The 11,166-nt window shown below is 53.9% G+C and carries 9 protein-coding genes; 2 read left to right on the top strand and 7 right to left on the bottom strand.

Translation table 11 applies throughout. The annotated features are described in order from the left end of the window. Window positions 1-132: 132 nt before the first annotated feature. Window positions 133-1,053, bottom strand: coding sequence for an SMI1/KNR4 family protein (locus L904_RS16915; RefSeq protein WP_196248074.1), 921 nt, complete (start codon window positions 1,051-1,053; stop codon window positions 133-135). Between the two features lie 446 nt (window positions 1,054-1,499). On the opposite strand from L904_RS16915, the gene L904_RS16905 reads away from it, so the two are divergent. Further along, window positions 1,500-2,030, top strand: coding sequence for a hypothetical protein (locus L904_RS16905; RefSeq protein ID WP_035263877.1), 531 nt, complete (start codon window positions 1,500-1,502; stop codon window positions 2,028-2,030). Window positions 2,031-2,453: 423 nt separating this feature from the next. Here L904_RS16905 and L904_RS16900 read toward each other — a convergent pair whose 3' ends face one another. Further along, window positions 2,454-2,984: a peroxiredoxin gene (locus L904_RS16900; protein ID WP_035263855.1), complete on the bottom strand. Its 531-nt coding sequence runs from the start codon at window positions 2,982-2,984 to the stop codon at window positions 2,454-2,456. Window positions 2,985-3,340: 356 nt separating this feature from the next. Here L904_RS16900 and L904_RS16895 point away from each other — a divergent pair, with 356 nt between their 5' ends. Next, window positions 3,341-3,976: a hypothetical protein gene (locus L904_RS16895; protein WP_035263853.1), complete on the top strand. Its 636-nt coding sequence runs from the start codon at window positions 3,341-3,343 to the stop codon at window positions 3,974-3,976. 521 nt (window positions 3,977-4,497) lie between these two features. Here the strand turns inward: L904_RS16895 and L904_RS16890 are convergent. From L904_RS16890 to L904_RS16870, 5 genes are all read right to left on the bottom strand, one after another. After that, complete coding sequence (locus tag L904_RS16890) at window positions 4,498-5,421, bottom strand: AAA family ATPase (RefSeq protein WP_059765516.1); 924 nt, start codon at window positions 5,419-5,421, stop codon at window positions 4,498-4,500. Then, complete coding sequence (locus L904_RS16885; protein ID WP_059775508.1) at window positions 5,418-6,194, bottom strand: ATP-binding protein; 777 nt, start codon at window positions 6,192-6,194, stop codon at window positions 5,418-5,420. The genes L904_RS16890 and L904_RS16885 overlap by 4 nt, the downstream gene beginning before the upstream one ends. Before the next feature lie 142 nt (window positions 6,195-6,336). After that, window positions 6,337-7,845: a hypothetical protein gene (locus L904_RS16880; protein ID WP_035263848.1), complete on the bottom strand. Its 1,509-nt coding sequence runs from the start codon at window positions 7,843-7,845 to the stop codon at window positions 6,337-6,339. A gap of 1 nt (window position 7,846) precedes the next feature. Further along, window positions 7,847-9,982, bottom strand: a complete 2,136-nt coding sequence (locus L904_RS16875; protein WP_051671915.1) for an ATP-binding protein — start codon at window positions 9,980-9,982, stop codon at window positions 7,847-7,849. 5 nt (window positions 9,983-9,987) lie between these two features. Continuing rightward, entirely contained in the window at window positions 9,988-11,061 is a 1,074-nt protein-coding gene (locus tag L904_RS16870; RefSeq protein ID WP_245285049.1) for a DNA adenine methylase, read from the bottom strand. Window positions 11,062-11,166 lie beyond the last annotated feature (105 nt).

Genomic DNA, 11,166 nt, shown 5'->3' with positions numbered 1-11,166 from the left:
CAGCCGGATGAAACTTCAGTGGCAGGTCACCCTGCTTATCAGTGCCATATGGCACCATCGCGTAGCGGTCATTTAGCCTCCAGGGGACTCTACAGAGTATTTCCCGGCACACACAAATCTCGAGGGATATCCTTACCTGCCTTCTGCAAGCGCGCGTAAACCACGCATTCTCAGGCCATTTTCGATCGTAATCGCGTGGCGTCTGAGCCCTGCGAAGAAACTTGCGAAGTCAGGAGCTTCATAAGCAAACATGTTTTTGCCAGAACGCTCACCTTTGGTGTCGTCGAAAAGTACGACCTTGGGGGCCGTGCTGCCCTTGCGGTAGTCGAGGCAGAGCCAAGTGTCCGAGCCATGACTACTGATTGGTATGAGACGGTCTATGCCGGGAATATAGCTGCGCCAAGCGTCATCCACTTCACCGAAATCTATCGTATCGGAGAAACTGCCGAGAGTTTGCAGGCTTTGAAGGGGCGTGATGTCCATGCCCGGAAGCGCCGAGAACCAGATGTCATAGGCATCATCGATATCCGCATGCGATGAACCACCAAATTCATAGGGTGGCGTTTTCTCGGTGCTGGACAGGTAAAAGTCGGTATGCCCTCCATTTTGGAGAGTGTAGAGATCACGCAGGCTCCGTGGAAATTCAATCCCAAGTCGTTCCTCTGTCAATTGGATGGTCTGTTGGGCTACAGTGTCATCCCATGGCTGATCCTTGTTCAAATAGTGCCGTGCGTAAAAGAATGTCGCCGTCACCGGGCCATCGCGCTCGATGACGATCCGCTCATCTGCCTGAGTGGTGCCACCGGCACCCCTCAGTGCGACAAAGCGGTCGGTCAGAACGTCCTCGACCACTCCGAGCCGCGCTCTGAGCTGATCGAACATGTCGGGTGGCAGAAAGGCCCCGGGCTTGGCACCAAGCCATTCCCGGTTCAGTTGATCTCGCAACGGACCAATTTGGGATGTCGAACTTGCGGCATTCGCTTTTGCCTCGATGTCATCAAAAAAAGCTCTGATGTGAGCCTCGAAGCTCTCCGCTGTCCACTCTGCCGCCATAGCTCGTTCCTTCAAAATCGTGGCAAGAGATACCCCTGCAAAGTACGTAAGCGCAGTGCGCCTGGTAATCATGCCTGCCTCGCCAATTCACGTCCTGGCATCCCATACACTGTCGGCTGCGAGATCGAAAACACCTCGGTAAGAGTGCTGATCAAGTGGTCGCCGGTGTCGTACATGTGGTACAGTTCCTTTTGTTGGCGATCGAAAAGCTTCCGCTTCTCGCCGCGTAATTTTCCCTCTGTGCGCGCGACACCCATTTCCTCACGTGTGCATATTCGTACGGAATTGTGTAGCAAATGCCACAAGAATTCCGAGGTCGGAAACACTGCCTTTAGTTTGCGCTCGGGTTATGATCGCGTTCACCGGCGGTACAGTTGAAATCAAGGAGTACCCTCCAGCCAAGTGGAGTGAAGCTCAAAAATAGCCAGAGGAAACGGACAAATATCGTGACCGAACTGTTTGCAGGAAATGTCGAGGTCCAATACGGACAGGCCTATATCGAACTGGATGGCTCATTTGACGGGGCCATGGACGATTGTTTTGTTGGCCAGCGCAATGGCCTGTGCGGGGCACAAAAGCCAGCAATATTGTTTCTGATGACCGGCCTGCACACAGGCATTGTCGGCATCACGATAAACCTGTTCGATGCAGACCCCGGCATCGATGAAAGTTGGGAAGAGATTGTGGAAGTCTCATTTCAAGCACCCAAAGGGGGAATTACCTTGTTGGAATGGGCAGCCGATGAAGGGGTGGGCATGGCCGTGCCAGCCGGGTCCTATCGGGCGCGGTACCAAGGCCGGGCGATGCAGGCGGCCAACGAACTGAACACCAATATCGATGACATCCCGTTAGATAGCTATCAATTGGACTTGTGGCCCGCCCCGTCGACTGCTGATCATATCGTAAAGCAAACCTCAACCGTCGCAGCCTACTGGCACGACTGGGCCAGTAGGCTGCCCCTGAAGCAGAAATTCTAGGATCGCCCCAAACTCTTTGGGGAGACCATTCCACAGAGTTTTTGAACAGTCTCCCCGAAACCTGCGACAAATATGATCCTAAGACGGCGGCAATCTACAAGGTCCGCTTTCAGCGCCATTGTCGGTTGCCTCGAAGAGCTGACAAGGGGTGGAAACATGGCCATAACTGACAGGTAGACCCATGTCTCCCACTGGCTCGAGGCTGTCCCGGCGATCTCACTCCGAGCGATATTTGCGCATGATATTCAGTTAGGGAGTAGTAAGCCCCCAAACGGTTTCGCCGTGGCGCAAAAGATAGATTGCCGGCATACGAAGGCACCTATTCATTTGCATAGCCTGGATACTGTATTCCGCTACGAGGAGTGACGCCACAATTGGCCAAAACACTCATCCATGTGCTTTCGGATGATAGTTTGTTTTCAACTAGGCGATCACTGCATCGGCGTTTTTATCAGGCGGGTCTACAGGGTAAAAGACATGCCTGATCCTGCCATCTTCGATGATCATCGTCAGCCTTTTGAGCAAGGTGAAACCACCCGCTTCAAACGTCGGCAGGCTAAGGGCCTTCGCAAGAGAAAGTGAATGATCGGAAAGCAATGGAAAGGGCAAGTGAAGCCGTTCTGCAGCCTCTTTTTGATACTCGCTCGTCTGCGTCGAAAGGCCAAAAAGATGGCTGGCCCCTAATCCCTTCAGCTCCGCGAAATGGTCGCGAAAAGCGCAAGATTGAGGTGTGCAGCCTCTAGCCCCGGGTATGGCATCCCATCCGTCAATCGCATTGCCACCCGGCGGGCTGGTGCGTGGGTAGGCATATACAACGGACAGACCTGGCCCTCTAAGGTCGACAGTCGTGCCGTCGGTTGCTGCCAATGTAACATCCGGCATTTCCATCCCTGGCAAATGCTTCGCTGCGCCATCGTCATGTGGGATCAATGATGCCACAAAGTTGTTTCCCATAGCCACACCAATGTCCTCTCGGTCGTCAATGCGAGAAAAGCTAAACGAATTTCACGCCGCTGCAATATCTCCTATTGGCGCTCTTTGGCATGACAAAAATTGACCGAAGCGGTCATTGCAGGACTATGTCCGCGCTTGAAATAAAGGTGGAAAGCGGCATGTCGATTTCAGATTGGCTATGGAAGAAGCAGCCGTTCTGAAGCGAACCGGACTGCCCGGCCCTGCCTAGCCGCCAATCGCTTCGGGGAGAAGCAACAGTTACGAGCGGTCTGTTCCTGAAAGATGTGCCATGACAAAATATACCATCAACCGCTATCTTGTGAAATCCGCGAAGAGTTTTCGTACCGGAGAACTGCATGAGACATTTCAGACTTGTTTATCAGAAACATCCTCTCGACCTTTCAGTCGAAGAGCCACGCATCACCTTGCGGGCCTCAAGTGGCTCTTGGCCTGGTCAGGAGCTGGAGGACTACGTCGTACTGGATTTAGAAGTGAAATCTCCGAAATTTTTCTTCGATCCCAACAATGATCCCGAGGATGACGTCTCTCAGTGGTTGAATCCGGGTCTGGATACACAGTGGCTCAAAATTCCGTTGAAGCGCTTTAAGAACCGTGATTTTCGTAGCCTTGAAGAAATCTTGATAGATTTCCAGGGCGAAGGAACTCCAAACGCTTTGACCAGGGAAGATTGGTGGGAAGCCCCCGGCCTCATCACCATTTACAGCGACGAGTTCTTCTCTCGCGCGGAAATCTCCATCCGTCACGATGGTGGCGGCACGTTTTCTGTTCAGCTTTCTGGTACAACCCAGTGCGACACCGCCTTTGACATAGCCTTCAGTGCTCCTCTGACCGTCAAGCTGGTCGGCTATCGCAACTCGGCGACCGCAGACGATCTTTTGGGCTGGTTCGACCGCTTTTTGAGAAAAGACGATTTCACTTTCACGCCGCTGCAACGAGGTGAAGACCTCTATCTCGATGGTGCGGTCAAGTAACCGCCGCGCCAAGCGCGCTGAGCGTTTCCGTTTCCTCAAATACCTTTGATCAGGTGTGGGCCTTACGTCAAATACCTTTGACCATCTACACAACCAGAGATTAAGCGCTTGCGTCATCGACAATTAACGCACGCTGACCTTGCGCCGGACTGGCTGGAAAGCCTTCTCTGTGGGGCGCGTGTGTGCGTGAAGCTTCCAAGGGAAGACGGCTCACGGCTTTCGCTGGGCCCTTAGCTGGCTCGGACTTTCTCAGTTGCCGCGAGATGCCGCCTTTCGATTGAAACACCTGTTCATACAGAAGACGGCCCTCGCACTTGGGATGGGTGTGACATGTGGGTTTGCAACGTGATGATGGTAAACAAAAGCTGTCGAGCCGTCGCGACCCTTGCTACTTCCTTGACCGTCTGCTTGACCTTGCCCTTCTACTACCTCGCGCATTGACAAGATCGTCGCCGACGTCCTCTTGAACTCCGAAACCGCTTCGGGCCCATAAAAATTAACCGTTGGTATTGCGCCGATCTTTAGGCTGCATTCGCGGCGACTTGCTTTGGCCAAATTCTGTCGTCGATCGAGTGAAACGGTGCCGTCTTTTTAAAGACCGCGAAAAGGTCGTTTCGAAAACCTGTTATGGCTTCCTGGTTCGCGTCGCTTTTCAGCCAGGCCTTGATGACCAAGTCATAGAATTCCTTGTGCTTGTTGAAGTGCACTTTGCTGTATTGCCGCTGCAGGCCATGGGTAGATTCCTGTCGCTCTTTCGCCTGCGCAATCTTGGTGGCGATGGCGTCGAAATCTTGCAGAACGTCGGCCGCAGTCACCTTGGAATATCCGAAGTCTTGCACCTCGAGCCAGAACGACTTGTAAATGAGGTCGGAAATCAGGTTTCGCAGGAATTCAGAGAATACTCGGTCCGGCGGTGCGCCACCAGGCAAAGCGATGATGTGATGTTTGAGGTCCTTGTTTTGGTCGCCGTCGAGGATGCAGATGGCACGCATCGAAGACTGGTTTACCTTGAGATCGCAGAAAAGGCTTTTCAGTGCGTCGGAGCCGATGCTCGCATCGACGAAATGCAGGAGGTTTTTCGCCGCGGCAAAGCCGGTATCCAGAGTCTTACTGATGTAGTCCAACAGCTGTGCCAGAAAAAAGCGCGCCTCGGCGTCTTCCGTGTAAACGGGAATGAAGACGTTCTGGTAGACCGCCGTACCTTGAAGGCCGCTCAGGTGCATCTCAATCTGGGTCGGGCTGGGTTCGTCCATCACGCTGACGCTGTCCATCTGATCGACCAAATAGATGATGTTGTGATTTAACCGATAGGCATACTTGAGAATGTAGAGGCTGTGGGTCGTGAAAAACACCTGAATGCGATACTTGTCCGCGTATTCCACAATCAGATCAAACAGCCTCTTTTGAGCGAGAGGATGCAGCGTCGCATCGAACTCATCGATCAACAGTACTCCTTCGACCTGTTGTCTTTGCCGGCAGCTACATTTTCAGTGACATTCCTGAGGCAGTTCAGCGCCGTCAAGATGATGCTGATATTGTCTTCGCCAGACGAAATGGTGTTGGAATCAATGCCCTCGACTTTGGTCGCGAAGTCACTGCGCTTTTTGACGCCGTTAATATTCTGGTGGAGGGTATTCACGACCTCCATGCGCGTCAGCGAGGCGTATTGCTCCACAAAGGCTTTGTGAATGTGGTCAGGCAACTGTTCTTGCGTTTCCTGGATTTCGACGCTGTCGTTGAGCTCGCCAAAAGGAACCAGTCGCGACAGGCCCAGGTAAACCACAGGCATAAGAGGAAGGCGATCCTTCTTGTTCCTGCCGTATTGCGGCTTGATCGAGAACCTGTAGTTTTTCTTCTCGGATTCTTCCACGGAGTTGTGTCTTCGAAACGAGATGTCGGAGCCGTCGATGTATTTTACGGTGAAAAGCGTTCCCACCGTGCCGGCTGCCGGGTTGCTGTAAGTCGCCTTGTCGCTTTTCGATATCGTTTCGATCTTGGGGTTGAGCTTGTCTATGAATTTCCCAAGTAAGATGGTCGCGGATGAATTGTGAAAGCGGTCGTTTCGGCGTTTGAGCGCCTGATAAGAGTTTCCGATCAAGTGCATCAGGGTCGATTTGCACGTCCCGTTCGTTCCCGAAATGAGATTTACACCCACATTGAACTTGAAGGTTATATCCTTCAGCTTTCGATATTGAACGAACTCGATCTCTCTGATCACGACTCGATGACCCCCATCCTCTTTAGCGAATACTTTGAAAATGCCGAAGCGTAAGACAATCCGGTTCTCTTCATGAGACCGGGCATTGAAGGCATTGGAAGATGTCTTTCAACAGGAAATTGCTTTTCAACCTATCTCGCAATCATGCCGCTTCCTTATTCGCCAAGATTTCCCGGATGAATCGATCCAGGGACTTGCCACCCGGAGAGTGCGCGATGGACGCGTACCGATGAGCTAGATGAATCGGGATCAGGGCGTTCTGGAAGAGGTCGGTCTGCATCATTTCTATCACCGAGACCATATGCGCAATGTCTTCTCCGTAATTCTGGAGGTCGACCTTGGCGCGTTTGAATGGCACGCCGTCACGGATGCCTTTTCTCGGAAACGGATAGGCTAGAGTGACGTCGAAAACCTTGTTGCGTGATGTCCTGACCAGGAAGGTCTGGCCGTAATAGGTCTCGTCGCCGAAGTTGCTCCCCGTCTCAACCTTGTCGGGCTCGATGAAGGTCGTCCTATAGGCATCGGTCACGGGCAAAATATATGTGCCATCCATGGGCTTGCCGTCGGAGTCTTTGGTTAGAAGATGCTCTATCAACTGGGCATGCTCCACCACTTTTCCTGTCTTCGAAATGCCCATGACCAGCGGTCCCCGAAGCCCTTTTTTACGGCACTCCGCCCGGATGTCGTGGAGAAGCGACATGATACTACGATGGAAGCGCGCGGCCTCCCCGAAGATAGCCAGAGGTCCGTCGACGATGAAGTTCATGTTCGCGACGATCGACAGGTCGGCTTTGAAGGCGCAATGAATCAGATGGATGACGCGCAGATGTTCGAGGACCGACATGAGACGGTTGAAGCACTCGGTGTTGCCGCCCTCCTCGTTGAATACCTCTTGAACCCTCAACGAGTCCGTGACGTATACGCGCTGGGCCGGATCGCCTCCGATATCGACGTATCCAGGATGGATCGGAACAAAAAGGTTTTCGCGCAGCGGCGCGCCGTCGACGGGGGATTTGTTTTTGAACTCGATACCTTCCTTGCCGTCGCGGGTAACGATCGACCCCAGAACAACAGCGTCATCGCCATAAGGCTGGGCCCCATCTGCTAAGTTGTCTCGCTTGCCGCTCCTGCGCAACAATTCGACAAAAGTGTCGTAAAGTGTGGTGTTGTCGTATTTGAACTGGTCGGCCTTGAAGATGTCGTTGAAGACCGTTGCCCGAAAGAAGGACTTTGCCTTCGGATAGTCTGCGTGGGTAATGCCCGCGCCAGGCAATATGACCTTGCTCTGACTGGACTGCTTTTTCAGTTGGGCGACTGCAACAGGGTCCACAAACGGCGTGTTGCGGTCCCTCAATTTCTTGTAGTCGTTGACGAGGATGAGTACCTCGGAGAATTTGATGACCCCAACGCGAATCGAAGGAAAATCCTTCTTTACAACGGATTCATAGGGCGACGCATCGCTCGCCATAATAACGCCGCCGTCTATGTCATGGACCCGGTCCGTCACGTCGATCAGATGATCTCGTATGAAGTTGATACGATCTCCATGATCCCTTACGGTCTGCACAGACTCAATGAAGAGCTTGACGTCGGGGTCGTTCAAGATATCGAAACCGCCGCTGGCTGTCGCGCGCTCGTTGCTATACGGCATCTCACGCCACCTCGCGAAGCGGGGAGAACCAACTGGAACCCGCCGTCTTTACGCGAGCGTACCTATCGCCGACGATCGTCGGGTCGAAGAGCATTATCTGAGTCGGCGTCGTGAAGTTCGAACTCAGCGTCTTGATCCGAGCGAATCCGACGTCCTGGCAACGCTTGAGGCTCGGCGCGAAGTCTTCAAAATCGTAGTATTTGGAGAGCGTCTTGATCTCGTCGTCGTTATTGAGATGTGTCACGAAGAAATTTTCAGTGTTCGACAGGATGTTAGGGTGGATCGAAGACGGCTCCTGTGTCGCGTAGACAAGCGACATGCCGTACTTGGCACCCTCTTTGGCGATCCGCGGCCATGTCGTGTTGAGGTCGGCCTTTTTGCCGATCAGATTGTGCGCCTCCTCGACGTAGAGGACGATCCGGGGAGCGGATATTCCTGAGGTGAATTTCGCGGACGAAGTGTTGAATATGCCGCTGGCGATGCGCTCGGCCATTGTCTCGCGGATCGAAGGCTTCCCGACCGACAGGTCGACGATGACTATCCGCCCCTGTGCCAACAACTCGTAAATCTCGCTTGAGATGTCGGATGATCCGTAGGGGGAGTGAAATTCGCCAGCGGCCGACTTGAGCGCATTCAAAGCTCTGATGGCACCGTCGGTTTTGCTTGACCGCCCGACGAGGACGGCGAGCATGGCTAGGTCCTCGGTGTTTAACCACTTGTCGTCCTTCTTGCGCTGTATCCCGCCTTCGATGCTGCGTTCGATTTCTCTGACCTTCGACCAAAACCGGGCAGAGACCTTCGGTGTAACTCGAAAACCGGAACCGTGCGCAGTAAGTCCGAAGTGCTGGATCACAGCACCGACGCGGGCGTCAGCATTGGTGTAAGCGGCCCGTTCCTCGTCGCCAATCACATGCGTGAAAAGCTTATCGAGAGCGTCTTTTCCAGCGTCGAATTCGATGTGGTACCCATCGGGATACTCGAACCCGGCCTCGGCCAGGATCGTCCGATAAAGCGCTACCCGCCTCATCCACCGACCATAAGCACTTTGATTCGATCTGTCCGGTTCCTGGAAATCGCAGGCCGAGAAGGTCTTGAGGTCGTCGTTGAGCTGAGCTCCGTCGGCGTTCAGGTTATCGGCAATGAACTGATGTCCTACCGACAGGTTCTGGAAGAAGTTAACCCGGATGTCTCTAAACCCCGTTTTTGCGCCAATTCGGTATCGCACGGTGTTGTCTGCGAAGACATCGGCGATCGAACTTCCGCCATCCTGGTTGTTGGCGTTTGAGTATTCGCCGTTGATGTCGAGGATGATCTGGCCGACGGGTGAATCGGATTCGAATGCCGATAGCGCGACGGCCGAAACCATCGTTTTCGTGGTATTGGATTTGCCTGTGCGCGTCATCCCGAATACGGCGGTTCGACGGGCAAGGAAATCACCGGGGAATATTTTGACCGCGACAGGTGGCTGTCCTGCACCTAGCGCGAGCTGGTTCGAAGACGTGAACCTGACCGTCCCTATTTCGAAAGCTGCGGGCGCGCGTTTCATGCCGAGCGCGATAGCGTCCTTCTCGGCCTTCGCCTTGCGGATGGGGTCTACGAAATTCACGATGATCGAAAGCGCCGCGGCCCCCGGCTTCCTGACGGTCATATGGCGGGCCGCGAAAAAGTCCTCGGCGTCAGCGCCGAAATTCAATGCCGACGCCGCGTCCTGATAGAATGTGCCCAAGACTTTGCATTCGACGCCGCTCCACTGGAGCATCGAGAACGAAACGGGCTCGTCCATGCGGAACGCGGGGTCCTTCGTCGCGGGGTTGTCCTGGAAATGCTCCATGATCGCCCTGACCATGTCGCGGTCTGTTGCGAGTTCCGCGCGTCCGACAACCCGTAGAAGAAGGATGCGTTTATCGATGACATTGGCGCTGACCATCTTCTCGGGATCGGCACTGCAGGCCAATAGATAGCTGTTCATGGGGATGCCGCCGGCACCCTCGCGCCACCTGTCGTTTGTCATGACGATGGCGGTGTCATAGGAGGTGTGGATGGTGTGCCCCACCAGACTCGATCCCGTTTTCTCGTCTAGTAGAGCTGTGAGAGGGTTTGTGCCAGCCGCGATCCTGTCGAGCATGCCGTTGGTCATTCGTCTTATCCAGTCGCAAGGTAACGTTTAATCACCTCGATGTTAGACGAGGCGTTTTGCCGGCGGCGAGGTATCTGAAGGATTTCAGCTGTATCTTTCAAAGCGCCCGTTTCACGAAGATTTGCGATAACGTTGGAGACGATGATCTCCTTGGCCACTAAACGCTGCTTTTCGTCGATGCGCGCGGAGTACTGGAGGTTTACGAGTGCGTATCCAGAGTGGGTCCCGTAAAGACGAGACGCCTCTGGGTGGTCATCGTATGAAAGAAGCCAGCTGCCTGGAATGTCGGACGTCGCCGCCGCAAGCTCCTCATGGTCGGCAGAGACGAAATGATGCCTGTAGAGCTTGTCCGCCTTGGCGAAGAAAGGCGGGTCCAGATACCAAAACACTCTTTGGGGATTGTTGCGGAACGTCGCCGTACGGCGGATATCTCGAATCGTCTTCTTGTAGCTCTCGTTGCGTACGAAGCGCACGCGGTGGCGCAGGCGGGATAGCTCCAACAGCCTTTCTGCGATCTTTGGTTGGTTGAAGCGGCAGTCGATTTTGTAGTCGCTGGTCTGGGACATTCCTCCGATCGGGCCAGCTTTTCGATGAAGGGCACCAGAAAAGCTTGTCCGGTTCAAAAACAGGCATTTGAATGCGGCTTCCAGCTCCGTTTTCATTTCTGAATGCTTGAGTCGCACCCATTCATCCAATGTAACTTTCGCGTCGTAGACCATATCGGCCAGCTTGTCCGCTTCTGGCGAGAACACGGTCTTCCAAAAAGAGGCGACAAGGGGGTCGGCATCGGCAAGCGCGATAGTGTCGACATAGTCCGCCTCGAGCAACGATATGGAAACGGACGCGCCGCCGGCAAACGGTTCGACGAACAGCTCGGGTCGAACATTTGATTTCGCGATCAAGTCGGCGATGAAGGGGGCGAGTTTACGCTTTCCGCCTGGATATCTCAAAGGCGATATGTCTGAACGCGTAGCCCAGTGGACAATGCGCGCGTCATCGGATTTCGTTTCTTCACTCAAACTCTTGCCCATCACTGCCCTGCCGCGAATCTCGCGCTCAACCCAGCGTAAGTCCGTCATAATATTTCCACAACACCCGTCTGGCATCTGAGGCGTTATCGTCGTGTAAGTGTCACAACAAGCGGAGCATCTGTCACCCCACCTGTGGCCAACGAACGCAGGCGA

It is taken from the genome of Agrobacterium sp. LY4 (assembly GCF_001526585.1).
GTDB lineage: Bacteria > Pseudomonadota > Alphaproteobacteria > Rhizobiales > Rhizobiaceae > Agrobacterium > Agrobacterium leguminum.
This window is presented reverse-complemented; position numbering and strand designations above follow the sequence as displayed.